The following is a 26696-nucleotide window of genomic DNA, read 5'->3' as shown; positions in this document are numbered from 1 at the left end:
TCAGAAGTGAAACCGCTTAGCGCCGATGGTAGTGTGGGGTCTCCCCATGCGAGAGTAGGTCATCGTCAGGCACTTATTAAGAAAAACCCCAGTTCCAACAGGAACTGGGGTTTTTTGTTGGGCGTCAGTTCGCTGTAAGTTTTTAGTAAACATCCCCCAGGGCTGACTATTTGGAGGATTGTTTTGTGCCTAAAGGCTTCTTACTGCGAGCGATCCCTCCGGTGTTGGCATCGTCCACCAGCCCAGGTTTCATAGATGGCTCGGTCATCTGCTAGCATCATCAGTGCAAACAACCGCTCTCCAAGAGTTGTGCAGTGGCTGATACGCCGGGAGAGTAGCGATGTTGCCTGTGGGTCAATCACCACAAAGTCTGCTTCAAGGCTAGGTGCTAATTGGCCGATATGGTTATCCAGGGAAAGTGCTTTTGCGTTCCCCATGGTTAAACCATAAAAGCCTTGCCATGCGGTAAGTGGTTGTCCGCCTAGTTGGCCTACCTGGTAGGCAGCCTTGAGAGTGCCAAAGCCCGATAAATCGGTGCCTGCACCGATATCGCTGGCAAATGTAAATGCCATGCCGGTCTGCTTAGCGGCTGCTCGGTCGAATAAACCGCTGCCGAGAAATAGATTGGAACTAGGGCAAAACGCAATATTAGCACCACGCTCCGCTAGCCGTTTGCGCATATCGTTATTTAAATGAATGCCGTGTGCAAAGGTACTGCGAGGGCCAACTAAACCTGCGTCTTCATAGACAGATAAATAATCCCGGCTGCCTGGAAATAGTTCTGCTACCCAATCTAGCTCACCACTGTTTTCCGCTAAGTGAGTTTGCAGCCACAGGGTAGGCTCGTTGCGCAGTAAAGCGCCAGCTGCATCCATTTGTATTTTGGTTGAGGTCGGTGCAAAACGAGGGGTGACACTGTAACCGAGCCGTTGCTTCCCGTGCCAATCCGCTATTAGGCGTTCGGTATCGGCGATACCTGTTGCACCATCAAGTAGCGCATCAGGGGCGTTGCGATCCATTAATACTTTGCCAACCAACATGCGTAACTGTCTGCTCTTACATGCACTAAAAAAGGCATCAACGGACACTGGGTGGCTAGATCCAAATACTTGGGCAGTGGTCGTTCCAGCTCTCAGCATCTCATCAAGGAAGGCGTTCGACAAGGCTTCCGCATGGGCATGATTGGCAAAGCGACACTCTTCAGGGAAGGTGTAGTCATTTAACCAATCCAGCAATTGGCGCCCATACGAGGCCATGATATCTAACTGTACATAGTGTACATGGGTGTCGATAAATCCCGGCATGATGAGCTTGTCACGATAATCATATACAGGAATGCCTTCAGGTAATGATAGCGATAGCTCGGAGAAATGGCCTACTGCATGAATATGTTGGCCTTTTAGCCAAAGTAAACCATCACCATAGTGCTCTAAGCTGCCAGGCTGAGGCATGTCGCCATCACCAGGGTCGCGTGAAAAGCTAACCAATTCAGCACGAATAAGTGTATCAGTAGAGGAAGTCATATTAGCTCATGGTAGTCGGAGAGTCGTCAAATAGCGTTCGCAACGCCTGGGGTTCAAGTCCACGTGTATCGGGAGGTGAGGGCGTATCAGTTAGCCATAGCAGCTCTGTCACCACTGTTAGCGCAATAGCGTAGGGGGTTTTATTGCTAAGTTTCGTCGTATGAATGCGACCGATGGGGCTTCGCACTCGCTCAATTTGTTCTGTGGAATAACCATCCCGTTTAAGGCGCCCTTGAAAGCTAGCCCATTTGCTGTCAGAACCAATTAGGCCAATAGAGGCTAGGTCATCACGCTCGATAAGCGCTGTGATAAGCGCATAATCTTCATCATGATTATGGGTTAAAACCAGTGCATGGGTATTGGGTGGCAATTCAGAGGTGTTTTCTTTTGCACTATGCAGCTCATGGCAGCTAAGCCTTGGCTGCTGGCGATCATGTTCATTAAAAACATTGCGGCGGCTATCATACCAATGCAATTGCCAAGGTAGCGGGACACTTAGCTTCACAATTTCCTGCCCCACGTGGCCGGCACCAAAAACAGCCACATGAGTGGAAGCGCCTGGAAAGGCTTCCAATAGGATGTTTACGAAGCCGCCACAGCACTGCCCACTTCGCCCACCTAAAGAAAAGGCCTCTAAGCTGAAACCGTAACGCTGTTCTTTTAGCTGTGCGCGTGCTGCGGCAATAGTTTGCCACTCAAAAGTACCTCCGCCCAATGTATCGAAGGTGGCATCGTTGGTAATTACCATTCGTGCCCCGGGCTCACGAGGCGTTGAGCCTGCGCTCGTTACCTGGGTGGCTAGAACATGAGGGGTACCAGCACGCTGTAGGCGATGTAGCGCTGCATGCCAGGTTTCGGGGGCTTGGGCATCACTCACAGTGCTTTCTCTCTTAGTGCATTGGCCGCTAGCATGACGCGCTCGGGCGTAGCCGGAGTGTCGAGATGGGGCGATGTTTGATAGTTAGTTAAACTTGCCAGTGCATCACGCAACGCTGACCATACGCAAATGCCTAGCATAAAAGGCGGTTCGCCTACTGCTTTTGAGCGGTAGAGACTTGCCATTGAGTTGGGGTGGCCTTCCAATAGCGCGACGTTAAAGATCGGGGGAAGGTCGCCAAACGTAGGAATTTTATAAGTGGCAGGCCCATCGCTGATCAGTACGCCATTATCGTTCCATCTGAGCTCTTCACTGGTTAGCCAGCCCATTCCCTGGATGAAGCCGCCTTCTACTTGGCCAATATCAATCGCGGGGTTAAGAGAATCGCCAACATCATGCAGTATATCGACTTGGTCGACTTGGTATTCACCACTTAAGGTATCAACACTAACTTCTGCAATTGCTGCACCAAACGCATAGTAGTAAAAGGGGCGACCTTGGCCGATTGAACGATCATAGTGAATAAGTGGCGTGGCATAGAAGCCTTTTTCTGACAAGGATATACGATTGAGGTATGCCGTTTGTACTAGCTCACCCCAGGAAATCCTTTGCTCACTTTCTCCAATGCCTGCTATCAGCATACCCCCTTCCAGGCGCATGCCTTCACGATCTAGGCCTTGTGCAAAGTGTTTGGCTGCAAAGTCAAAAAGTCGCTCACGCAGTTTTCTCGCAGCATCTCGTGCGGCCATGCCATTGAGGTCAGCGCCGCTAGAAGCGGCAGTGGGGGAGGTGTTGGGAATCTTATCTGTGCGGGTTGCGCTAATACGTACGCTGTTTAAGTCCAACCCCAGCTCCCGTGCAACTACTTGGCAAACTTTAGTATGTAACCCCTGGCCCATTTCCGTTCCGCCATGATTAATCATGATGCTGCCATCGGTATACACATGGAGCAGAGCACCCGCTTGATTCAGGTGCTTGGCGGTAAATGAAATCCCAAATTTAACTGGGGTGAGCGCTAGTCCTTTTTTAATAATGGGGCTGTTGGCGTTATATTGAATGATGGCTTTACGCCGTGCCCAGTAATCACTGTCGCTTTCTAGCGTTTCAACCAGTGTATGGAGCAACTGTCGTTGGTCAACTCGCTGACCGTAATGGGTGACGTCGCGCCCATCGCGGTAGAAGTTACGTTTACGCACCGTCAGTGGATCTTCACCAATCTGACGGGCTATGTCATCCATCGCAGCTTCGATGATCATCATTCCCTGGGGACCACCAAAGCCGCGGAAAGCAGTATTTGATGCTGTGTGGGTTTTGGCGCGATGGCCAGTCACACGCGCACTACCCAGTGAGTACGCATTATCCGCGTGAAACATTGCGCGATCGACAATAGCGTCGGAAAGATCGGGTGAATATCCACAGTCGCCAATAACTGTAATATCACCGCCTTGGATAACACCTTTAGTATCAATAGCCAGCTGGTAGCGGTTATGGAAAGGGTGGCGCTTGCCGGTGGCGCGCATATCCTCGCTGCGCGGTAGACGTAGCCGGGTTGCTCTGCCTGTTCGGCGGGCAATGAGTGCAGCAATACAGGCCCAGGGGGACGCTTGAGTTTCCTTGCCTCCAAATCCACCACCCATACGGCGTACTTCAACAGTGACTGCGTGAAACGGGATGCCGAGTACTTCGGCAACAAGCTTTTGAGTTTCGCTGGGGTGCTGATTGGAGGTGTATACCATGACCCCCTCGTCTTCTGTTGGCAATACGATGCACGCCTGCCCCTCAAGGTAGAAGTGCTCTTGCCCGCCAATGAATAGCTCACCTTCAATTATTTGCTCTGCTGTGCGCAGTACTTCCTGCCAGTCACCGCGTTGCTGTACATGAGTGGGGCGGACTACCTCTTTACGCTCGGCAGCAGCGACAGGATCCAGGCTTGCTGGTTGTTCATCAATATGCAGCTTGGCAAGCGTAACGGCTCGACGAGCAGCCTGTAACGATGTAGCGGCCACAGCGAAGATACATTGGCCTGCGTAGCTAATTTCCTGGTCAACGAAAAGAGGGTCACCGGGGAATACCGGGCCAATGTCTGTATGTCCTGGTACATCGTGAAATGTAATCACATCGATAACGCCAGGCGCCTTTTTTACCTTATCAAGCTCAAGTTTTGTCAGCACACCGTGAGCAACAGGTGATAGCCCCAGGGCGACATGTAATGCATCTGTGGGTGTTTTGATGTCATCAACGTAAGCGGCTTTTCCGGTAACATGCTTTTCAGCGCTTTCATGAAAGCTTGAGGCACCGGCGTGACATTGCCCATTACTATCAACTGTGTGGCGGGCCAGCGGACTAGCGCCTTGAATATAGTCATGCAATTCGCGGCGGGCACGGCTGCTATCGCTATCAAGCTTAGTGAGCGTACGCATGGAGCATTACCTCCTGATTCGGAACCGAGAGCGTTAAATAGAGGCGTTCGAGCAGGTTCAGGGCGACCTGTTGACGATAGTGCTGGCTACCACGAACATCACTCATGGGCGAGAACTCGTCGGCTAGCGCTTGCTGTGCTGCTTGAAAGCTGGCTCTTGAAGGGGAAATGCCTTCTAAGGCGGCTTCGGTGCCATAGGCTCGCTTGGGCGTGGCGGCCATGCCACCAAAGGCAATGCGGACATCCCGCATAACGCCATTTTCCAACCGGTAACAGAAGGCCCCCAGTACAGCAGAAATATCATCTTCACGCCGTTTGGAAAGCTTCCAGACTCGTAGCGAGACCGTATCCGATAATTGTGGAATGAATATCCTGCTGATAACCTCGTCGTTAGCAAGGTCAGTTTTTTTGTAGTCGATAAAAAACGCACTTAAGGGAATCTGGCGTACGCCAGTATCGCTAGCTAGCTCTAGCCAAGCATCGAGCGCGAGTAACACTGGTGGTGTATCGCCAATTGGTGACGCGTTAGCAATGTTGCCGCCAATAGTTCCTCTATTGCGTACTTGTTGAGAGCCCAGCCGATGAAGCAAATGTGCAAAGGCAGGGAAGTGGCTGTCGAACAAGGGCTCAAGCTGCGAATAAGTGACTCCCGACCCAACCCACCAACCAGGTTGTTCTTGGAAGGACGCAGACTCGATCTGGCCCATTTCGATTACCCGGGAGACGTCAATCAGCTGATTTAAAGCGGTAAGACGCTGGGTGCTTTCCAGCCATAAATCTGTTGCTCCTGCGACCAGTCGAGCGTTAGGGTAGCGACTGCGCATATTGGTCAGCTCGACAAGCGTTGTCGGTTGGGCAAATAGCGGTGCATCGCTGGCGGTCGATTCTGGTATGGCGAGAGAGGCTGTGGCAAGAGGAGCGCAGTTGGTTAGGGTGGCATTAAACCACTGTGGAGGCTGCCACTGGATATTCTGCATGCTTAATGCAGCATCGCGGATTGGGCGATAGCCTGTGCAGCGGCAAAGGTTTCCACCGAGAGCAGCTTCAAGCCTGGCAGGCGTTAGGGGAGCTGAACGTTGCTGTTGAGTGGTATGCAGCGTAAAAAGCGACATGACGATACCCGGTGTGCAGAAACCGCACTGGCTACCGTGACACTCAATCATTGCCTGCTGGGCAGGATGCAGCTTGCCTTCAGTGGCTAGCCCTTCAACTGTAACCAGATGTTGGCCATGCAACTGATGGGCAGGTGTGATGCAGGCGTTAACGCTTAAAAAACCGCCCTGCGGATCACTTGAATTGTTAATTGCCACTGTGCAAGCGCCGCAGTCCCCGGATGCGCAACCCTCTTTCGTGCCAGTGGTCCCCAAAAGGTCACGTAACAGCGTTAGAATGCTGGTATCAGGGGTGACATTGCACTGCTTGGGGGTGCCGTTGAGCAGAAACTCAATCGTAGCCATGCCAAACTCCGTTATGATTATTCTGACCGATCGGTCAAGTGTGTTTGAGCTTGGAACAAAATGACGCGCCTTGCAAGACTTTGTTTGCTGCACTTTGATAGTGCGATTAATACCAGTGCGCCCCTTTTTGCAGCGTTAATTCACCCTGGTGGCGACATACTGATCACAGAAGTACCCAAGACACGCAATGAGCGTTGCTTATTAAAGGAGCTTACTTAATGATGGCTGATACCGCTAATCATGAAAATGCCAGCAGAGATCGTATTGAACAGAGCATACTGAGCGCGGCTGAACAGGTGTTTTCACAACATGGTTATCGTGGTGCCAGTCTGCAAGCAATTGCTGACCGAGCAGGCCTTCCCAAGGCAAACATTCTCTATTACATGGGGAATAAACAGGCGCTGTACGTACGTCTGCTTAATCGGATGATGAGCCGCTGGAATGCGGTGCTCGAAGATATTACGCCGGAGAGCGATCCTGGGCAGGTACTTAGTGATTTTATTCGTACCAAAATGGTACTTGGGCAGCGCTACCCTGAAGGCTCAAAATTATTTGCCGCCGAAATTTTGGCTGGTGCACCTTTCTTAAATGACTATCTGTCCGGTGAGTTAAAGGAGTGGGTTACCTCCCGTGCAGCGATTATCCGCCAATGGTCAGCCCAGGGGAAAATGGATGACGTTGATCCACGGTGGCTTATTTTTCTGATCTGGTCGTCTACCCAGCACTACACTGAATATAGTGCTCAAGTAAGTGGGATTTTGGGAACACAGGCATTGAGCGAAGCAGATTTCGAGTCCATTTGCCAATTTCTTGAACACGTAATCTTAAAAGGGTGCGGTATTTCTCAGCCGCGCCAGCTTGGTGACGCACCTCTAAACCAATGATGTCTACGCTTCCTATCGAGCAACATCTTGCCCCGATACAAGTCGCATTGGGCACCCACCACCGGCTCATCTTAATAGCCCAGCCGGGGGCAGGTAAAACGACTCGTGTGCCGCTTGATTTGCTTAATAGTTCGTGGGCACAAGGCCATAAGCTATTGCTGCTAGAACCTCGCCGGGTAGCTGCACGCTTAGCAGCAGGCTATATGGCTAAACAGCTTAATGAGCCGGTCGGCAAAACGGTGGGTTACCGTATGCGGGGAGACAGCAAGGTAGGTCCTGAAACACGACTGGAGGTAGTGACCCAAGGTGTACTAACCCGAATGCTGCAGGATGACCCGTTATTAGAAGGTGTCGCGGGTATTATTTTCGATGAGTTCCATGAGCGTAGCATTGAAGCAGACTTAGGACTGGCACTGTCGCTGGATATTCAGCAGAGCGTTAGGGATGATTTACGGCTTATCGTGATGTCCGCCACGATGGATGTCGCTGCTGTGAAAAACATTCTAGGAGATGATGTCCCAGTCATAGAGAGTACTGGGCGTGAGTACCCTGTTGAAACGTTGTATCGGCCTGCAAGTGGTGGCGAAACATTAGAAGTGGCTACCTACCGTGTTCTATGCGAGGCGTTAGAGAGGGAGGATACCGATGATGTGCTAATTATTCTTCCAGGAGTAGCGGAGATTTCTCGATTAGTGTCGGTGTTGGGCCGCAGTACTTTGGACATCGAAGTGCGAGCACTACACGGCAGTATGCCTATCGAAGCTCAGCAGGCAGCATTAGCGTCTCATACAGTACGTCAGCGCGTGATTGTGTCAACGGCCATTGCCGAATCAAGCGTCACGGTTGATGGTGTCAATGTGGTGATTGACGCTGGCTTGGAGCGCGTGCCGTGCTTCCAGCCGCGGACTGGACTTACCCAGTTAACTACTCGCCGGGTTAATCGCGCCAGTGCCGACCAGCGCCGCGGACGAGCAGGGCGCCAACAGCCAGGTACCTGTTATAGGTTATGGTCGCAAGAGCAACCATTAGTGGCCCATGGCGAACCTGAAATAGCGCAGGCCGATTTGTCCAAGTTAGCGCTTGAGCTTGCCCTATGGGGAGCTCGCTCCCCAAATGAGCTGTCATGGGTTTCTCCCCCACCTAAAGGTGCCTGGCAAAGTGGCCAGGCGTTACTGCACCAACTAGGCATCCTTGACTCAAAAGGTCTGCTAACGCCTCTCGGTAAGAAAAGTGTGCGTTGGCCACTTGAACCTCGATTGGCGGTGATGCTAGCCAGGGCCGAATCACTCAATGCTATGGCACTAGCCTGCGCTCTTGCTGCCTTGCTGGAAAGTAGAGAGCGTGTCAGCGGCTCGCTCCGTGATGCCTTGGTGCAGCGTGTTAGCCAGCCTGCGCAGCATCCCCATTGGTATAGGGAAGCGAGGCGTTTGACCAGCATAGCGGGTGCGGAGCTCTCTCAGGATATGTCCTATCAGCCACTGGGAGCACTACTAGCGCTGGCGTATCCAGATCGTGTTGGACAGCTTATTACCCCAGGCCGCTTCAAACTGGCTAATGGTAAAACTGCTACGTTACCAATTAGCCACCCGTTGATGAATGTCTCTTACCTTGTTGCAGTTAGCATTGAGAGTGCTTCCAGCGAGACGTCCATTTACTTGGCCGAGCCTATTTCGTTGGCTGCATTGGTAGAGCTTTACCCAGCAATTAGGCAGTGGGAGGAGCTGATTACTTGGTCAGATACTCAGGGGAAGCTTATAGGAGAAACCGTTCAACGCCACGCTGAACTGGTATTAGCCTCACGCCCGTTGGCGTCACTTCCTGCTGAAGCCGTTAAGCAGGCGCTGCTCAGCGCCTTTAAGCAACGACCTGAGCCTTTGTTCAGCGATAAAATTCGGCAGTTGCAGGGGCGTATGGCGCTGCTTAACAATATTTTTCCAGGCAAATGGCCGGATTGGTCTGCACAGGTGCTCGTAGAAACGTTTGATACTTGGTTAGCTCCCTATGTTGTGGGGGTAACGCGCTTAATTCAACTGGAGAAAATGCCGTTCCATAGCTACCTGTTAGCCACTTTGAGCTGGGATGAGCAGAAGGTTTTTGAACGATTAACACCACCTTCACTGACAGTACCCAGTGGTAATCAAGCCGCTGTTGATTATGCTCCTTGTTTAGAAGGGCGGCCGCCAATACTAGCGCTAAAACTACAAGAAGCATTTGGTTGGCAGGACACACCTACTATTGTCGATGGGCGGGCGCCGGTTATGGTCCACCTTTTATCGCCAGCTAGAAGACCCCTTCAGATTACCCAGGACCTGCGTAGTTTTTGGCTAAATGGCTATCCAGAGGTGCGTAAGGAAATGCGCGGACGCTACCCTAAGCACCCCTGGCCTGAGGACCCGCTAACGGCAAATGCTACAGCCAAAGCTAAGCGTAGCAGCGGCGTGTACGACTAGCGTACGTGGCGCCATACGGCTTTTTCTACTTCAACCAAGCCATAAATAGTAATACTGGCCAGTAAAATTGCTAGCCAATGATGCAGTTGCAACCCTTCGCTGGTAAAAATAGTCTGCATAAATGGCACGTAGGTGAAAGCTAGTTGCAAGAGCATGATAGCGGCAATAGCTAGCCATACCATCCGGCTACTGAAAATGCCTTGGAAGGACAGCGTGCTGTTAATCAGAAAGCGACTATTGATTAAGTAGGCCGCGCTTCCCACGACCAGCATGTTAACTGCAGCTGTGCGCGCCAATTCTATGCTTTCACCTTGAGCTAGAAGCCAGCTGAATATGCTGAAAACACCGATTAATAGCAGTAACGATACAAATAGCACGCGCCATAGTAGAAACATATCGAGCAATGCGGCCTTGGGATCCCGAGGCTGACGCCTCATTAAGTCGTGCTCACTCTCTTCAAATGCGAGTGCTAAGCCTAATGTGGTGGCCACCACCATGTTTACCCAAAGTGCTTGAAGCGGTGTGATAGGTAGGTTAGTACCCGCAAGCACTGCCAACATGATTGCCAAACCTTGAGCGCCATTTGTGGGCAGTATAAAAGTGATCGTTTTACGGATGTTGTCGTAGACTTTTCTTCCTTCTGCGATTGCATTAACGATAGTGGCAAAGTTGTCGTCTGCGAGCACCATTTCCGATGCATCTTTAGCGGCTTCGGTGCCTTGAATACCCATCGCAACGCCCACGTCAGCACGCTTGAGTGCGGGGCCATCGTTTACACCATCGCCGGTCATTGCGCATACTCCACCTCGGGCTTGCATGGCTTTGACTAGCCTTAGTTTGTGCTCCGGGGATGCACGAGCAAATACATCAACCTCAGGAATAATTTCTTCAAGCTGTGCATCGGTCATTGATTCGATCTCTCGACCAGTGACAACACGCTTTGTTTGAGAGAAGCCCAACTGCTTGGCGATGGAAAGGGCAGTGGATGCATGGTCACCAGTAATCATCACGGGGCGAATGCCAGCATAAAGGCACTCTTTCACTGCGTTAATTACCTCTTCGCGTGGGGGGTCGAGTAAACCAATAATGCCTAAAAAGGTTAGTTCCTTTTGAATATGCTCATGGTCAAGCGGCTGTGAGTCAGGTGCAGACATTTCTGCTACGGCTAATACTCTTAGCCCTTGCGAAGAGAGTTCTTCAATGCGTGCTTCCCAAAGGCGGCGGTCGATAGGTGATCGCCCTTCTTGGCTTAGCGTGTAATTTGACATCTCAAGCAGCCTATCCGGAGCGCCTTTTACTAGGATTTTATGCTCACCAACAATCTCGTTAACCGTCGCCATGTATTTATGCTCAGACTCGAAGGGGATGGCATCGAGGCGAGGGTGGCTCTGGCGAAGAGCTTGGATCTCAAGGCCTGCTTTAGCGGCCGCAATGATCAAAGCGCCTTCTGTCGGGTCGCCGACGATATGGTGTGATTCCCCGTTGTGTGCTAGCTCGGCATCGTTACAAAGTGCAGCTGCTTTGAGAAAATGGCTTAGTGCAGGATGGTCGTCAGTGGTAATTGGGTGAGTCTGTGATTTTAGATCAGAGTCGATTTGGCGAATGTTGCCTACGGGATTAAAGCCGATGCCGTCGACAGCGTAGTGAGCGTCGCTTAGCCAAATAGCCGTGGCGGTCATTTCATTGCGTGTCAGCGTGCCAGTTTTATCGGAAAAAATAGTTGAAATTGAGCCAAGCGTTTCCACCGCTGGAAGGCGTCTAATAATCGCTTTGCGTTTTGCCATACGCTGTACGCCAAGGGCAAGGCTAATTGTCACTATGGCCGGTAAACCTTCAGGGATGGCTGCCACCGCTAACCCTACGGCAGCCATAAACATCTCATCGATTGGCTGGTTATGGAATATGCTGCCTACCGCAGCAGTAAGCGCAGCGGCTCCTAAGATAAACAATGCTAGCATGCTTCCGGCACGGTCAAGTTGGCGTAACAAAGGGGTTTTAAGCTGTTCGACACCGCGCACCAGTTCGGAAATTTTGCCAATCTCTGTTTGAGTGCCCGTTGCCACCACTAATCCTTTGGCTGTGCCTTGGACGACAATAGTGCTGGCGTAAGCAATAGAGCTGCGCTCAGCTAAATCAGCATTAGCCGAGACAGTGTCAGTTTTTTTATCCACCGGGATGGATTCACCGGTAAGCGCCGCTTCATCAGTGCAAAAACGCTTTACTTCAATTAAGCGCAAGTCGGCAGGAACGCGGTCACCACTTTCAACCAGCACAATATCGCCAGGAACAATGGTTTCAGCATCAACGACAGTACGCTTACCGTTGCGTAGCACCGTCGCCTGAGGGGAAAGCATGTTGCGTATGCTTTGAATGGCTTGCTCTGCTTTGCCTTCTTGGATAAACCCAATTAATGCAATGATCACCACAACACCAAGAATGGCCGCCGCATCCAGATGGTGGCCCAGCATAGCGCTTGCAACTGCTGCAATAATTAGAATGAAAATCAGTATGTTATTAAATTGATCAAAGAAGCGTCGGTACCAAGATCTAGCCTGCTCCTGTTGCAGTTGATTTGGCCCATATACTTTTAGCCTTGATTCAGCTTCTTGGCTGGATAAACCCGTTGAACTGGATGTAAGCGTTGATAGTGCAGCCTCTGCATCCGTGTTATGCCATGCAGTGGCTGAGTCGCTAGCTAGTAGTGTTCTGGCCATTCCATGCCCCCTTAGGTTAATCAACACAAGCAGTATAAGAGCATTTATGCTGCATAGCAGTGATTGGGAGCAAGGCAAGCACTAATTAATAGAGATATGAAAAGCTTATTAGGTTTAATGTGTCTCAGGAATATCATCGGGTAGGCGATAGCGAACTCCTTGAGCTTGCCGCTCCTCATAGCGTTGATTGTCATCTTCAGGAACAACGCCGAGCACTGTTTCCTGAGAGCCATCTGGCCATGTGTAAGTAGTACAAGCGGATAAAGACAGTAGTAACCCAAGAGCTACAGAAAGGGGGAGTAAACGTGATTGAAAACAGTTGTACATATCTGGCTCCATAACCAAGCGTTGCTGCTTCTTTTTGAAGCAAACGGTGGGCGGCACTATAGAGCGCAAGACGCTTGCTTGTAAATTGTTAGATTTCCTCCCAAAGGCAACGCCGAAACTCGTGAGAAAGCTGAGAAACCTTCGCTAGGCGCTCTATGTTGGCATCGGTAAGTGTCTTGACCATTTCTTGGTAGTGCTCTGTTAGCTTGGCCGCGTTACAGGAATAGGCGTTGTCAGTTAGGCATAAGGTCAACTTTTCACCGCTTTTTGCAATGGCTTGAAAAAGTTGTGTTTCCATCTGTATGGCTTGGGTAATATTTTCTAGCCAAGTGACTTGAAGACGGACCAACGGCATCATGCTTACGAGGCAGTATTGTTGCCACCAAGCCTGCATAGGCTGGCTAGCCTCAGCCCATGATAGAGATGGTGCTTTATCTGGAATAGCCATTATCGGACTCCTGTTAGAGGGGCAAAACTGAGCAGCATGATTGATAAAACAGCCTATTAAAATTTATAGCCTAGTACTGTGTGTAGTTTAGTGCTGTGTATAGCTTAGTACTATGTATAGCCTAGTGCTATGTAGATAGATAATGTCCACGTCAGGGTGGTCGGTTTCGTGATAAAACCTTTTATCTATAGGGGGTAAAGCCTATGTGGTCGATCATTCAATCTGTACTCGCAGCGCTCATCGGTGTTCAAAAGGATCGCAAGCGGCAGCAAGATTTCGCTAGTGAAAAACCTCTGGGGTTCATTGTAGCCGCTATTCTCGTGACGCTTATTTTTGTGCTGATACTTATTTTGGTGGCAAACATCGCAGCAGGCTGAAAGCGTTGACAGTTTTAGCAAGGTTGTTCGTGACGTACGGCTCATGTTTTCTATACTGATGCCTATGATCTGATCTCACCCTAATAAATAGGTGTGCGATAACAACAATAATAGAGGAGACCTCTATGCGCTCACTGTGGCAATGGCTGCTGCCCACTTGTGTTATTGCCGGTGCTAATCAAGCGCAGGCTAATGGCTGGAATATGCCCGTCGGCGTGACAGATATCAGCCGCGATATATACGGGTTGCACATGACTATTTTTTGGGTGTGCGTAGCCATTGGCTTGTTAGTGTTTGGTGTGATGTTCTATTCGCTGTTTCGATACAGGCATTCAAAAGGCGCCAAGGCGGCGGAGTTCCATGAGCATACGTCCGTAGAAGTGCTTTGGACTGCTATTCCTGTGTTGATTTTAGTAGGTATGGCGGTGCCGGCAACAGCGACACTGAAAAACATGTACGACACATCAGAGGCTGACTTAGATGTCATGATCATTGGCCAGCAATGGCGCTGGCGTTATGAATATCTTGGTGAAGATGTTGCTTTCAATTCAAATATGAGCACTCCCTGGGAGCAAATCCGGGGAGAAGCTGCTCGTGGCGAGCACTACCTGCTAGAGGTAGACGAACCCTTAGTACTGCCCATTAATCGCAAAATACGTTTCCTGATGACCTCTGATGATGTTATCCACTCTTGGTGGGTGCCTGATTTAGCGGTTAAGCAGGACACTATTCCAGGATTTATTAACGAAAACTGGGTGCAAATTAATGAACCCGGTATTTACCGTGGCCAATGTGCAGAGCTTTGTGGTGTCAATCATGGCTTCATGCCCATCGTTGTGCACGCTGTGGAAGAAGATGAGTTTGAAATATGGCTCGCTGAACGCAAAGAGGCAGCTGAACAGGAAGCGATGGGAGTAGATCGGGAGTGGGAGCTTGATGAGCTGATGGCTCGGGGTGAGCCGGTGTACCGTGCAATTTGTGCTTCTTGCCATCAGGCTGAGGGCCAAGGGGCACCGCCTGCTTTCCCAGCATTAGCCAATAATGCTCAGTTAATTGATGATTTGGACTGGCATATAGATCGAATTGTTAACGGTGTGTCCGGTACTGCTATGCCAGCGTTCCGCAGTACGTTAAACCCTGTTGAGATCGCTGCTGTTGTGACCTATACGCGTAACGCTTGGGGAGGGGACACTGGAGATGCTGTTCAGCCCGCAAGTATCGCAGAAAAAATTGTCCAGTAGTTTCGTAGGCGTGTTAGCCGATTACCACAATAAATAAGTCAGGCGGAGAGATTTATGGCGCCCAAACTACCCCCTCAACACCCACTACAGCACAGCACCACGGCAGCAGCTGATGGTCAAGCAGATCATGCTCACCACGCAAGCCCTAAGGGAATAATGCGCTGGCTACTCACCACTAACCACAAAGAGATCGGCTCTCTATACCTGATCTTTTCCCTAATCATGTTCTTTATTGGCGGCATTTTTGCCTTAGTGGTACGAGCCGAGCTGTTTCAACCGGGATTACAGCTGATTGAGCCTGAGTTCTTTAATCAAATGACCACCATGCATGGCTTAATCATGGTGTTTGCAGCGGTTATGCCTGCCTTTACAGGCTTGGCCAACTGGATGATACCGCTTCAGATTGGTGCGCCAGATATGGCTTTACCAAGGCTCAATAATTTTAGTTTTTGGTTGCTGCCTGTTGCCTTTACGTTGTTGCTTTCAACGCTATTTATGCCGGGAGGTGGGCCTAATTTTGGGTGGACATTTTATGCGCCGCTCTCTACTACTTATGCGCCACCCTCAACAACATTTTTTATTCTTGCTCTTCACATTGCTGGTGTTAGCTCAATACTGGGGGCAATCAACATTGTTGCGACGATCCTCAATATGAGAGCACCTGGCATGCGGATGATGGATATGCCGCTATTTGTTTGGACCTGGCTCATTACTGCTTTCTTGCTTATAGCAGTAATGCCTGTGCTAGCAGGTGTCATCACTATGATGTTGATGGATATAAACTTTGGCACTAGCTTCTTTGATGCGGCGGGTGGTGGTGATCCGGTATTGTTCCAGCATTTGTTCTGGTTTTTCGGTCACCCAGAAGTTTACATAATGATTCTACCTGCGTTTGGTATCGTTTCAGCTATTATCCCTACCTTTGCCCGTAAGCGCTTATTTGGCTATGCCTCCATGGTTTATGCCACCGCAGCCATCGCGCTCCTGTCGTTTTTAGTTTGGGCGCACCATATGTTTGTTGTTGGCTTGCCACTGGCTGCAGAACTGTTTTTTATGTATTCCACTATGCTTATTGCAGTGCCGACCGGGGTCAAAGTTTTTAACTGGGTTACCACACTGTTTCGCGGCTCAATAAGTTTTGAACCACCCATGCTGTTCGCACTTGCTTTTGTTGTTTTATTTACGATTGGTGGCTTTTCCGGCCTAATGTTGGCAATAGCACCTGCTGATTTTCAATATCACGATACATATTTTGTGGTTGCTCATTTCCACTATGTATTAGTGCCAGGGGCGATTTTTGCGATCATGGCTGGGGTTTATTACTGGCTACCTAAGTGGACAGGCCATTATCCGCATGAGCGTCTTGCACAGTGCCATTTCTGGTGCTCGATTGTCGGTGTGAATTTAACATTTTTCCCAATGCATTTTGCGGGCTTGGCTGGTATGCCTCGCCGTATTCCTGATTATGCACTCCAGTTTGCAGACTTTAATCTGGTTTCAAGTATTGGGGCCTTCTTCTTTGGAATATCGCAGCTGATTTTCGTGCTGGTGATAGTGCTTTGTGTAAGAGGAGGAAGAAAGGCACCAGCACAGGCTTGGGAAGGTGCAGAAGACCTCGAATGGAGCGTGCCAAGCCCCGCGCCATTGCATACTTTTGAAACACCCCCTGTCTTTCATCGTAGCCATCACGGTGATTAAGGCATTCCTAGTCGCAACGGCAAGGAGGCGTTATGTCTGAGTATGAAGCTGCCAGAGCTGCTGGCGTACGGCGAACGGTGATCCGTTCAACAGCGGCACTAATAGGTATGTTTGCATTTGCATTTGCGCTGGTACCCCTTTACGACGTCTTCTGCCGCATTACAGGTCTTAATGGCAAGGTGGATACAACTGCGCAGGCGATTATCCATGAGGAGGTAGATCAATCTCGTTATATTACGGTGCAATTTATAACGCGGGGTAGTGCTGGCCTGCCATGGCAAATGAGTGTCGCTACGCGCCAAATGCGGGTGCACCCAGGGCAAACTGCAGAAGTTGACTTTACGTTTACCAACAACAGTCAGCAGAAGAGCTGGGGTAGGGCTATTCCTAGCGTTTCACCCTCAAGCGCAACAAATCATTTGCGCAAAGTGAGTTGCTTCTGTTTTCAAGAGCAGTTGTTACAAGGTGATGAGCGTTTAACTATCCCGCTGGTTTTCCAGCTGGCGCGAGATCTGCCGGAGGAGATCACTACAATCACCTTGGTTTATACCCTATATCCAGTGCATAACATGGTGCTGGATGCCTCATTGAATAACAACAAGATAGCGGGGGATAAGATATGAGCGGCGGTAGCTATTATGTTCCTACGACTAGTTGGTGGCCTATTTTAGGTTCGTTGGCCTTGGGTGTCATGATGGTCGGGGCAGGAGTCAAGCTGGTTTACGATACAGGGGCGCTCTTAATGCTGTTAGGGGTTGTCAGCATTATTGGGGTGATGGGCCTTTGGTTTAGAGATGTTGTCAGGGAGTCCATGGGGGGACTGTATGATAGCCAGATGGACCGCTCATTTCGTTGGGGGATGGGGTGGTTTATCTTCTCTGAGCTAATGTTTTTTGCCGCTTTCTTCGGCGCTCTATTTTACGTTAGAACGTTTGCGATTCCGTGGCTTGGTGGCGAGGGAGAAAAAGGTGTCTCTGCGTTGCTGTGGCCAGACTTCGTAGCCCATTGGCCACTACTTAGCCCGCCCGATGCATCTGTGCTAGGGCCTGACCAAGTGTTTAGTCCATGGCAACTGCCGTTAGTCAATACATTGATACTTGTCACTTCGAGCATCACGCTGACGGTTGCTCACGAAGCTTTAAAACTGGACGAGCGCATTACATGCCGCAATTGGCTAGCAGGCACAGTATTACTTGGGTGCTGTTTTATAATTATCCAGGGCGTAGAGTATTACGAAGCCTATAACCATTATGGTATTACACTGGAAGCAGGTATTTTCGGGGCAACATTTTTCATCTTGACCGGTTTTCACGGCGTCCACGTCATTATAGGCACCATTATATTAGCTTGTATTCTGGTGCGTATTTGTAAGGGACACTTTTCCACTGACCATCATTTTGGCTTCGAGGCATCTTGCTGGTACTGGCACTTTGTAGATGTGGTGTGGGTGGGGCTGTTTATCTTTGTTTATGTTCTATAGAGGCTAGCCGAGCTCTCCAGACCAAAAACCAAATACCAGCAGTGCCATAAGAAGGCATGTTAGCCCAATACGCCACTTAAGAGAGACAAGTAGCCGCTTTGACTTAGCGCTGTCGCGTAATAAAAAGCCAGCGCCTATGGCAAGGCTCGCTAAGATTCCAATAAACACTAAGATAATAAGAAGTTGTAACCACATGACGCAATCATCTCCTGGGCTAAAACGTTGTTATATTTGGTATGCATTTTGGGGGCTGTTGATCATTCTGGGCATCTTTTTAGGACTATGGCAGTGGGAGCGGGCTGCTGGCAAGCGTGTTTTATTGGCGACACTTAATGCAGCCCCTGCAGTAAATGCGCCAACCGCAATGCCATCGGATGGGGCAAAGGTTCAGCTAAAGGGGGAGTATTTACCGGATTATACGCTGTACTTAGACAATCGTGTGGTAGAAGGGAGAGTGGGGGTTGCTGTACTTACCCCACTGCGCGACGAGCTGGGGCAGCTTTGGTTAATTCAGAGAGGTTTCATCGAAACAGGGCCTGTCCGTACTCCCCCCCAAGCGCAAACGCCTGCGGGAAAAGTTGATGTATTCGGTGAGTGGCAAACAGCTCGTCGAGGTGGGCCGCTGTATGGAGATAATCAAGAAGGAGTTCGCTTGCAGCAAATGAGTCTAGAGCCTTGGGAAGATGAGCTAATGCTGTTTAGCTACCAGGGCTGGCTGCATGCTGTGGAGGGAGGAGGGGTGTTCACTCCGTGGTGGCAAGCAAATGTAATGCCGCCAAGTCGGCATATTGGTTACGCTGTTCAATGGTGGGGGTTGGCATTTGCTGCTTTTGTAGTGATGCTGCTAGGTGGCTATCGATTGCGCAAAGACGGCTTTCAAAAACAGGGAGTATGAAATGCAGCATGCTCAAGTCGCTCGTTATCAGAGACTCAAATTACTACTGATTTTTATAGTATTTGCAGCGCCCATGGCCGCTGCATGGGGAATGGTTAAGTGGGGAGTTGGCATTCCCTTTGGGCATAAAGCTCACGGGGAGGTACATGTAGCTGCCCCAAATTTAAATGAATGGCCATTAGCCAACGAGCCTGAGAGTTTGGGGGAGGCATGGACCTTAGCGTTTGATTGTTTGTCTGATTGCGAACAACGCAAGGATGAGCTTTGGAGGCTGCACCGCGCGCTAGGGCGTGAGGCTCCCCGCTTACAACGGCTACGAATCGGAGGGGCGGAGCACGCCTTACCTGGTGAATTGGTTACACGTTGGCAGGAGCCTCCCTCTTGGTACAGTCAAGGTGCTATCTGGCTGATGGATCCAATGGGGAATCCAGCGTTAGTCTTCAATGAGCAAACAGAAACAACTGATATCCTTGATGATATTAGACATTTATTCAAAGTTAATCATCATTAATGCTTATCGGCGACTCCGGCCGTAAGGAAATCGAATGCATGACGAAGTGGAGCGCCGCTTACGCTGGTTGACACGCATTACCCTTATGGGGACTCTACTAACCGCATTAGTTATTTTGGTCGGTGCATGGACGCGACTGGTCGATGCCGGGTTGGGGTGCCCTGACTGGCCGGGATGTTATGGCCGCTTGTTGGTTCCAGATAGTGAGCATGCTGCTTTGCGGCATCCTGATGTGCCTCTTGATCCTTTTAAAGCATGGGTAGAGATGGCGCACCGTTACGTTGCTAGCTTTTTAGGGCTTGTCGTGATTAGTGCGGTTGTACTTGGGTGGCAATTACGTCGTCGTCCAGGCTATCCATGGCGAATTAGTTTGGCTTTGCTGGTCGTTATTCTTATTCAAGGGGCTTTTGGTGCATTTACCGTAACCCTCAAGCTCTGGCCTCAGGTGGTCACACTGCACCTACTAGGGGGCTTGAGTGTACTAATGCTGTTCTTCTGGCTGCATTTGCGTATTAGACATTCATGGAAAGACCGAGTGGTGGGGTGTCGGTCTATTAATGCACTATGGATAATAGGGCTGAGCCTATTGGTACTTCAGCTAGCGCTTGGTGGCTGGGTAACCAGTAACTATGCAGGTATTGCTTGTCTGGGGTTCCCTACTTGCAATGGTCAATGGTGGCCAACAATGGATCTAAGTGAAGGCTTCCATTTAACCCAAACGGTTGGACCTAATTATTTACACGGACAGCTACACGCAGATGCCCGCACTGCCATACAGGTTGTTCACCGTCTTGGGGCGTTGCTTCTGGGAGTTGCGCTCTTAGTGCTGTGGTGGCGATACCGCCAGTTAAAAAACGTGGGGCGAGCGCTGGCTGCAGCTATCTGTGTGTATGCATTACAGGTGGCGCTTGGGATTGCCAATGTTCTGCTTTGGTTACCACTTTGGCTCGCGCTCCTGCACACCGCGGGTGCTGTGGCGCTGACGTTGAGCGTTGGTTGGGCTTGGTGGTGCTGGAGGCAGGAGAGCGACAGCATATCTACTGAGCGCCAATTCTTGCCTACCACTGCCATATAGTAGGTTAAAAAGAGGGTGTCATTGGTGTAACGGTAGCTTTAGAGTGTACAATTCTCGTTAAGTTATTTGTATGGCTAGTTGAAGGGGTGCCATGAATTTTACCACGGCTTTAGTTTTGCTCGTAATAGGGGTTGTGATCATCGTAGGTTTGTGTGCTTATGCATTGAATTTGCGCAATGAGGTAAAACGTCGCGAAGCGTTTCGTATAGACGAAGATCGTCGTGCCCACCAAAATAGCTTAGAAAATCTTGACTACGTTGCCAGTGCCTTGGTTCAAGAACAAGTAGATATAACGGAAGGGTCTTGGCGGTGTAAAGTCCTGCTGGAAATTATTGATCCGAGCTTGACTGAGCGACCGGAGTTTCAAGCGTTTGCCGAGGTTCATCAACGTACCAAGCATTTGAAAACTCACTCTGCTCGTAAACAGCTTACTCCTCGTGAGCGAATGCAGGAAGATAAAGAGCGTTTGGTCGTCGAAGATGAAATGCGCTCTGCGGTATTGGCCGCGGCAGCAGAGGTCATTAAGTGGCGGGAAAAAGGCCCCTCGTCATTGCACTAACACCGTTGTACTTAAAAACAAGTAGCCGTGTGCAAGCATTATGAACACAATTTTAGAAGAGTAAGGACTTTTTTTAGCGTCTGTAGTGCCAGCTTTGCTATGCTGGAATAGAAGGTATCGACAAAGACTTGATATCTCAACATTGTTGCCTTCTAGCGCTCAAACGTTAATCATAGGCACACCACCCAGCCATAGTGCGTGTATTACATTTGCTACGATGTTGGGTAGGCGGAAAATGGATGCTCTCGCAATAAGAAGCATTGGATAGATTTGGCTGTATGGCCATTTCAGCATTGGATCAAGAAGGAGTCTTACATGAAAAAGTCAACATCTGGCTTGTTAATCGGTTCTGCCCTGGTAGTGGGTCTATCAGGCTGTGCCAGCTCGGCTACCCAAACTTCTGGGCAAGCAAGTGCCAGCAGCGACCGTAGCTGGTATCAGCATCCGGCTGTATGTGGCCTCGCGGGTAGTGTCATCGGTGGAAGCATCGCCTATGCCACCAGCGGCAATTCTGACGAAGATGAAAACACTGCTATCGGTGCTGTGGCTGGTGCTGCGATTGGCGGTTTGCTATGTGCAGATCGTACACCTAAGCCGGTTGCTCCGCAGTGCCCAAGCTATGGTGAAGTGCCTGCTGGTGTTGCTGTTGATGCGCAAGGCTGTCCGCTGGATTCTGATGGCGACGGCGTGCCAGATTACCGCGATCAATGCCCAGGCACCCCGGCTGGCGTTGCGGTAGATGCGCGTGGCTGCCCGCTGGATTCCGATGGTGATGGTGTGCCGGATTACCGTGACCAGTGCCCGGATACCCCGGCTGGCGTTGCTGTTAATGCCTTGGGCTGTCCTGAAAGTTTAGTGCTACGCGACGTTAACTTTGAGTTTGACTCTGCTCAGCTGACGTCCAATGCCCAGCAGGTGCTTAACGGTATTGCTGAGCGCTTGGCTCATAACACTGATGTTCGTGTAAGCATCGAAGGTCACACTGATTCTCGCGGCTCTGCGCAGTACAACCAGAACCTGTCACAGCGTCGTGCTGAATCTGTTGCTGCCTACTTGGCGCAACGCGGTGTAGCAACTAACCGCATGCGTGCAATTGGTTACGGTGAAGAGCGCCCTGTGGCGAGCAACGATACTGATGCAGGTCGGGCTCAAAACCGTCGCGTTGAGCTGGATGAGTGGAAGTAGTCCACTAACCGAATAAGCTTGAGAAACCGCATTAAGCGGTGATAGTCAATTTTTCTCAAGAAATAGAAACGGGGGGCTGAATGCCTCCCGTTTTATTTTATGGCAGAGCGAATTCTGCTAGGCTAACAACCCTCTAAAGAAAGACCTGTTCCTCCCGATTATTGATAGCGAAATGTGATCCTTGGTATGGATCACCACTGCGCTCAAGGAATATCTGAATGCCCATTGTGACACTGCCGGATGGCAGCCAGAGAACGTTTGACGAGCCACTTTCTATCATGCAGCTTGCAGAATCCATTGGCCCTGGTTTGGCCAAGGCCTGTGTGGCTGGGAAAATTGATGGTGTGTTGGTCGATGCCGCTGACTTAATTGAGCAAGATGCTCATGTGGCAATTATTACTGCACGCGATACGGAAGGTCTTGAAATTATCCGTCACTCCTGCGCGCACTTAATTGGTCACGCGGTTAAACAGATGTACCCTGAAGCCAAGATGGCGATAGGGCCGGTCATTGAAGATGGCTTTTATTACGATATTGAGTTTGGTCAATCCGTTACCCCGGAAGATCTCGAGGCTATTGAAGCGCGTATGCGCTCCTTGATTGAGCGCGAGTACGATGTGGTGCGCGAATACGTTGATCGCGACCAGGCAATGCTAACGTTTTTACATCGTGATGAGACTTACAAGCAGGAGATTGTTCGCGATATTCCTGAAGGGGCGACTATTCGCCTTTATCATCACGAAGAGTACGTCGACATGTGCCGTGGCCCGCACGTGCCGAATACTCGCCATTTAAAAGCCTTTAAGCTTACCAAGTTGGCGGGCGCTTATTGGCGTGGCGATGCTGCCAATACCATGTTGACCCGTATTTACGGTACTGCATGGGGCGATAAGAAGCAGTTAAAAGCTTACTTGCAGCGCTTAGAAGAAGCTGAAAAGCGTGACCACCGGAAACTGGCGCGGAAGATGGATCTATTCCACCTTCAGGAAGAAGCGCCGGGTATGGTGTTTTGGCATCCTAACGGTTGGACAATGTACCAGGCGCTAGAAGATTACATGCGTAAGATTCAGCGTGAGCATGGCTACCAAGAGATTAAGACGCCTCAGGTTGTTGATCTTTCGCTATGGAAAAAGTCTGGCCATTGGGGGCACTACAGTGAGTTGATGTTCACCACGGAGTCGGAAAAGCGCGAATACGCGGTTAAGCCAATGAACTGCCCTTGCCACGTTCAGGTATTTAATCAAGGGCTCAAAAGCTATCGGGATTTGCCGCTGCGTTTGGCTGAGTTTGGAAGTTGTCACCGTAATGAGCCGTCAGGTTCCCTACATGGTCTGATGCGCGTGCGTGGTTTTACCCAAGATGACGCACATATTTTTTGCACTGAAAGTCAGATTCAAGCAGAGGCGGAAGCATTCATCGCGCTAACGCTGCAAGTATACAAAACACTTGGTTTTGACGAAGTTGAGCTCAAGCTTTCTACGCGTCCTGATGACTTTCTGGGTGAAGCCGAAATGTGGGATCGGGCAGAGCAGGGGCTTGAAGCTGCGCTTAATGCTACGGGCCTTAAATGGGAGCTTCAGCCAGGTGAGGGCGCCTTTTATGGCCCTAAAATTGAATTTGCACTGCGTGATTGCCTGAATCGAGTGTGGCAGTGTGGTACGCTACAGCTAGATTTTAATTTGCCGGGGCGTTTGGGCGCTCAATACGTTGATGAAGATGGCGTACGCAAGACCCCTGTAATGCTTCACCGGGCAATTTTAGGTTCTTTTGAGCGTTTCTTGGGGATTCTAATTGAGCACTATGCTGGGGCTATGCCATTATGGCTTGCTCCACAGCAGGCTGTCGTTATGACCATCACTGATTCGCAGCGCGAATACGCGCTCGAATTGGAGAAACGTCTGCAAAAAAGTGGTTTGCGTGTTAAAGCGGACTTGAGGAACGAGAAGATCGGCTTTAAAATCCGTGAGCATACATTACAGAAAGTTCCCTATCTCCTTGTGGTGGGAGATAAGGAAGTCGAAGCTGACTCAGTGGCCGTGCGAACTCGCAGCGGCGAAAACCTCGGTGTAATGACGGTCGATGAATTCATTGAACGCCATACCAGCGAGAGAGCAGCCCTGGCGACATCGTCAATTGCCTAAGGAGACGGAGCGATCAAGCGAAGCAATCAGCGCGGGCGTCCACAAGACAAACGCCCACCAATGAACGAGAGAATTGTTGAAGAAGAAGTGCGTCTAATCGGTAGCGACGGTGAGCAGTTGGGTGTCGTGCCCACCACCGAAGCGTTAGAGCGTGCAGAATCTGAAAGCTTGGACCTCGTGCAAATTTCGAATGCCGATCCCATCGTCTGTAAGATAATGGATTATGGCAAGTTCGTTTTTGAGACCAAGAAGCAGAAAGCGGCTCAAAAGAAGAAGCAGAAGCAAATCCAGGTTAAGGAAGTTAAATTCCGTCCTGGCACCGACGAAGGTGATTATCAGGTTAAGCTTAAAAACCTGACGCGCTTTTTGGAAGGTGGTGACAAGGGCAAAGTCACACTGCGCTTCCGTGGTCGTGAGATGGCGCACCAAGATATCGGCCGTAAGCTGATGGAAAGGATCGCGGCAGACCTGGAAGAGATCGGTTTGGTAGAATCTTTCCCTAAAATGGAAGGGCGCCAGATGATCATGATTATTGCCCCGAAAAAGAAGTGATCCAACGGCGAATTCAACGGGCTGCCGCGTGAGCGGTGGTCGGCCCTGGGTTTTCTAAAAAATATCGAGCGGAGTATTTCTCATGCCGAAAATCAAAAGCAACAGCGGCGCTGCTAAGCGCTTCAAAAAGACTGCTAATGGCTTCAAGCACAAACAGTCTTTCCGTAGCCACATCTTGACCAAGAAATCGACCAAGCGTAAGCGTCAATTGCGTGGAATGAAGCAGATCCATGCCTCTGATAAAGCGCTCATCCAGCGTATGCTGCCGAATCTATAAGTCGGGTTTTCGTTTTTCTGAGTGCACAAATTTTTTGCCTCAGCCTTAAAGTCAGGAGTGTGTTATGACTCGAGTTAAACGTGGCGTAGTAGCGCGTCGTCGCCATAAAAAAGTATTGAAGCTTGCTAAAGGTTACTACGGTGCCCGTTCGCGCGTTTTCCGCGTTGCTAAACAAGCCGTTATTAAAGCTGGACAGTACGCCTACCGTGACCGTCGCAACCGTAAGCGTCAGTTCCGTGCGCTATGGATCCAGCGTATTAACGCCGGTGCACGCATCAACGGTATGTCTTACAGCCGCTTTGTAGGTGGTCTTAAGAAAGCCGGTATCGAAATCGACCGTAAAGTATTGGCCGATTTGGCAGTACACGAGAAGGCTGCATTTGCTGCCATCGTGGAGAAAGCCAAGGCTGCCCAATAAGGTAGTTTGCACAGGGCTGTTGCCCATGCAATGTACCTGAGGTCATTTCAGAGTGACCCACACAGGGGAAGAGCAGCCGCTCTTCCCCTGTTTTTTTGTCACCTTCAACGTGCCACGCCATTCTTCGGGATGGGCATCGCTTAATTCGGAGTGAAACGGATGGATCACCTTCCTACTCTGGTATCTGAGGCGCGCGACGCCATTCAGGCTGCGCCAAGTGTCGCTGCGCTAGACGAGTTACGAGTACGCTATTTAGGTAAGAAAGGTGAGGTAACTGCCTTACTGAAAGGCCTGGGGAAATTGCCGGCAGATGAGCGGCCAGCGGCGGGTGAGCGCATTAATCAGGCTAAGCAGGTGCTGGCCTATGAAATTGATGCTCAGCGCCAACAACTTGAGAGTGCCGCACTCAATGCCCGTTTAGCAGCCGAAAGTATCGATGTGACTTTGCCTGGGCGTAATCAGTCCAATGGTGGCCTGCATCCCGTGACGCGAACGCTTGAGCGTATCGAAGGGCTCTTTACACGGATTGGCTACGACGTGGCCATTGGGCCTGAAATTGAAGATGATTATCACAATTTTGAAGCTCTAAATATCCCCGCACACCACCCAGCGCGAGGTATGGCGGATACGTTCTATTTTGATGCAACGCGTTTGCTACGTACCCATACATCACCAGTGCAAGTGCGCACCATGAAAAGTAGCGAACCGCCCATTCGCATTGTGTGTCCAGGGCGTGTCTACCGTAGTGACTCGGATCTGACGCACACTCCGATGTTTCATCAGGTGGAGGGTTTGTTGGTCGATGAAGATGTTAGCTTTGCTGATCTAAAAGGCACGATTGAGGACTTCTTGCAGGCGTTTTTCGAGCGTGACGACCTTTCAGTTCGTTTCCGTCCCTCTTACTTTCCATTCACTGAACCTTCTGCCGAGGTGGATATTCAGTGTGTGATGTGCAGTGGGGCGGGTTGTCGCGTTTGTTCCCATAGCGGTTGGTTGGAGGTCATGGGCTGCGGCATGGTGCACCCAGAAGTATTCCGGCATTCCGGTATTGACTCAGAGCGCTATACTGGTTTTGCCTTTGGTATGGGGGCGGAGCGCTTGGCTATGCTGCGTTATGGCGTTAATGATTTACGCCTGTTCTTTGAAAACGATCTGCGTTTTCTTCGTCAATTCGCTTAAGACCGCCGC

At 50.2% G+C, this 26696-nt stretch carries 25 protein-coding genes and 1 rRNA gene; 18 read left to right on the top strand and 8 right to left on the bottom strand.

The window, feature by feature from the left end; genetic code table 11:
- A 5S ribosomal RNA gene (rrf, locus tag CPA45_RS23240) occupies positions 1-71 on the top strand; the annotation flags it as partial.
- 129 nt (positions 72-200) lie between these two features.
- Here rrf and guaD read toward each other — a convergent pair.
- Genes guaD through xdhA form a run of 4 tightly spaced genes read right to left on the bottom strand, consistent with a single transcriptional unit; the run spans position 201 to position 6276 of the window.
- Positions 201-1523: a guanine deaminase gene (gene guaD / locus CPA45_RS03180; RefSeq protein WP_096650186.1), complete on the bottom strand. Its 1323-nt coding sequence runs from the start codon at positions 1521-1523 to the stop codon at positions 201-203.
- A gap of 1 nt (position 1524) precedes the next feature.
- Positions 1525-2400, bottom strand: coding sequence for a xanthine dehydrogenase accessory protein XdhC (gene xdhC, locus CPA45_RS03175; RefSeq protein WP_096650185.1), 876 nt, complete (start codon positions 2398-2400; stop codon positions 1525-1527).
- A complete protein-coding gene (gene xdhB, locus CPA45_RS03170; RefSeq protein WP_096650184.1) occupies positions 2397-4820 on the bottom strand; it encodes a xanthine dehydrogenase molybdopterin binding subunit in 2424 nt (807 codons plus the stop codon). The genes xdhC and xdhB overlap by 4 nt, the downstream gene beginning before the upstream one ends.
- Entirely contained in the window at positions 4804-6276 is a 1473-nt protein-coding gene (xdhA, locus tag CPA45_RS03165) for a xanthine dehydrogenase small subunit (RefSeq protein WP_096650183.1), read from the bottom strand. The genes xdhB and xdhA overlap by 17 nt, the downstream gene beginning before the upstream one ends.
- A 218-nt stretch (positions 6277-6494) precedes the next feature.
- On the opposite strand from xdhA, the gene CPA45_RS03160 reads away from it, so the two are divergent.
- On the top strand, positions 6495-7160 hold the full coding sequence (locus CPA45_RS03160) for a TetR family transcriptional regulator C-terminal domain-containing protein (RefSeq protein WP_096650182.1): 666 nt from the start codon (positions 6495-6497) through the stop codon (positions 7158-7160).
- Positions 7160-9610, top strand: coding sequence for an ATP-dependent helicase HrpB (gene hrpB, locus CPA45_RS03155; RefSeq protein ID WP_096650181.1), 2451 nt, complete (start codon positions 7160-7162; stop codon positions 9608-9610). The genes CPA45_RS03160 and hrpB overlap by 1 nt, the downstream gene beginning before the upstream one ends.
- Here hrpB and CPA45_RS03150 read toward each other — a convergent pair.
- The 3 genes from CPA45_RS03150 to CPA45_RS03140 form a co-directional block, all read right to left on the bottom strand.
- Positions 9607-12324 carry a cation-translocating P-type ATPase gene (locus CPA45_RS03150; protein ID WP_096650180.1) on the bottom strand — a complete coding sequence of 906 codons (2718 nt, stop codon included), beginning with the start codon at positions 12322-12324 and terminating at the stop codon, positions 9607-9609. The two genes, hrpB and CPA45_RS03150, sit on opposite strands and share 4 nt — an antisense overlap.
- 114 nt (positions 12325-12438) lie before the next feature.
- Positions 12439-12651, bottom strand: coding sequence for a hypothetical protein (locus CPA45_RS03145; RefSeq protein WP_096650179.1), 213 nt, complete (start codon positions 12649-12651; stop codon positions 12439-12441).
- An 88-nt stretch (positions 12652-12739) separates the two neighbouring features.
- Positions 12740-13099: a hypothetical protein gene (locus tag CPA45_RS03140; RefSeq protein WP_096650178.1), complete on the bottom strand. Its 360-nt coding sequence runs from the start codon at positions 13097-13099 to the stop codon at positions 12740-12742.
- Between the two features lie 203 nt (positions 13100-13302).
- On the opposite strand from CPA45_RS03140, the gene CPA45_RS03135 reads away from it, so the two are divergent.
- From CPA45_RS03135 to CPA45_RS03115, 5 genes are all read left to right on the top strand, one after another.
- Positions 13303-13476 (top strand): DUF2970 domain-containing protein, encoded by a 174-nt coding sequence (locus CPA45_RS03135; RefSeq protein WP_096650177.1) that lies wholly within the window; start codon positions 13303-13305, stop codon positions 13474-13476.
- Between the two features lie 125 nt (positions 13477-13601).
- Entirely contained in the window at positions 13602-14717 is a 1116-nt protein-coding gene (coxB, locus tag CPA45_RS03130) for a cytochrome c oxidase subunit II (RefSeq protein WP_096650176.1), read from the top strand.
- Between the two features lie 54 nt (positions 14718-14771).
- Complete coding sequence (ctaD, locus tag CPA45_RS03125; protein WP_096650175.1) at positions 14772-16415, top strand: cytochrome c oxidase subunit I; 1644 nt, start codon at positions 14772-14774, stop codon at positions 16413-16415.
- Between the two features lie 32 nt (positions 16416-16447).
- Positions 16448-17038, top strand: coding sequence for a cytochrome c oxidase assembly protein (locus CPA45_RS03120; protein WP_096650174.1), 591 nt, complete (start codon positions 16448-16450; stop codon positions 17036-17038).
- Entirely contained in the window at positions 17035-17895 is an 861-nt protein-coding gene (locus CPA45_RS03115; protein WP_096650173.1) for a cytochrome c oxidase subunit 3, read from the top strand. The genes CPA45_RS03120 and CPA45_RS03115 overlap by 4 nt, the downstream gene beginning before the upstream one ends.
- A gap of 3 nt (positions 17896-17898) precedes the next feature.
- Here CPA45_RS03115 and CPA45_RS03110 read toward each other — a convergent pair whose 3' ends face one another.
- Positions 17899-18090, bottom strand: a complete 192-nt coding sequence (locus CPA45_RS03110) for a DUF2909 family protein (RefSeq protein WP_096650172.1) — start codon at positions 18088-18090, stop codon at positions 17899-17901.
- Between CPA45_RS03110 and CPA45_RS03105 the strand changes: the two genes are divergently transcribed.
- The 10 genes from CPA45_RS03105 (at position 18089) to pheS (ending at position 26687) form a co-directional block, all read left to right on the top strand.
- The gene (locus CPA45_RS03105; protein ID WP_096650171.1) at positions 18089-18790 is read left to right on the top strand and encodes an SURF1 family protein; all 702 of its coding nucleotides are present in this window, start codon (positions 18089-18091) and stop codon (positions 18788-18790) included. The genes CPA45_RS03110 and CPA45_RS03105 overlap by 2 nt on opposite strands.
- A 1-nt stretch (position 18791) precedes the next feature.
- Positions 18792-19301, top strand: a complete 510-nt coding sequence (locus tag CPA45_RS03100) for a hypothetical protein (RefSeq protein WP_096650170.1) — start codon at positions 18792-18794, stop codon at positions 19299-19301.
- A 34-nt stretch (positions 19302-19335) separates the two neighbouring features.
- Positions 19336-20376 carry a COX15/CtaA family protein gene (locus tag CPA45_RS03095; RefSeq protein ID WP_096650169.1) on the top strand — a complete coding sequence of 347 codons (1041 nt, stop codon included), beginning with the start codon at positions 19336-19338 and terminating at the stop codon, positions 20374-20376.
- Positions 20377-20467: 91 nt separating this feature from the next.
- Positions 20468-20935, top strand: coding sequence for a DUF2489 domain-containing protein (locus CPA45_RS03090; RefSeq protein ID WP_096650168.1), 468 nt, complete (start codon positions 20468-20470; stop codon positions 20933-20935).
- A 315-nt stretch (positions 20936-21250) separates the two neighbouring features.
- Positions 21251-22120 carry an OmpA family protein gene (locus CPA45_RS03085; protein ID WP_096650167.1) on the top strand — a complete coding sequence of 290 codons (870 nt, stop codon included), beginning with the start codon at positions 21251-21253 and terminating at the stop codon, positions 22118-22120.
- A 218-nt stretch (positions 22121-22338) separates the two neighbouring features.
- Complete coding sequence (thrS, locus tag CPA45_RS03080) at positions 22339-24261, top strand: threonine--tRNA ligase (RefSeq protein WP_096650166.1); 1923 nt, start codon at positions 22339-22341, stop codon at positions 24259-24261.
- A gap of 12 nt (positions 24262-24273) precedes the next feature.
- Entirely contained in the window at positions 24274-24813 is a 540-nt protein-coding gene (gene infC, locus CPA45_RS03075) for a translation initiation factor IF-3 (RefSeq protein WP_096650165.1), read from the top strand.
- An 82-nt stretch (positions 24814-24895) separates the two neighbouring features.
- A complete protein-coding gene (gene rpmI, locus CPA45_RS03070) occupies positions 24896-25090 on the top strand; it encodes a 50S ribosomal protein L35 (protein WP_009724291.1) in 195 nt (64 codons plus the stop codon).
- A 64-nt stretch (positions 25091-25154) separates the two neighbouring features.
- Complete coding sequence (gene rplT, locus CPA45_RS03065; RefSeq protein ID WP_078087679.1) at positions 25155-25508, top strand: 50S ribosomal protein L20; 354 nt, start codon at positions 25155-25157, stop codon at positions 25506-25508.
- A 159-nt stretch (positions 25509-25667) separates the two neighbouring features.
- The gene (pheS, locus tag CPA45_RS03060) at positions 25668-26687 is read left to right on the top strand and encodes a phenylalanine--tRNA ligase subunit alpha (protein WP_096650164.1); all 1020 of its coding nucleotides are present in this window, start codon (positions 25668-25670) and stop codon (positions 26685-26687) included.
- The last annotated feature ends 9 nt before the right edge of the window (positions 26688-26696 follow it).

This window comes from Vreelandella nigrificans, assembly GCF_002374315.1.
GTDB lineage: Bacteria > Pseudomonadota > Gammaproteobacteria > Pseudomonadales > Halomonadaceae > Vreelandella > Vreelandella nigrificans.
Note: the sequence above shows the minus strand (reverse complement) of the source record. Positions and strands in the feature narration are given on the sequence as shown.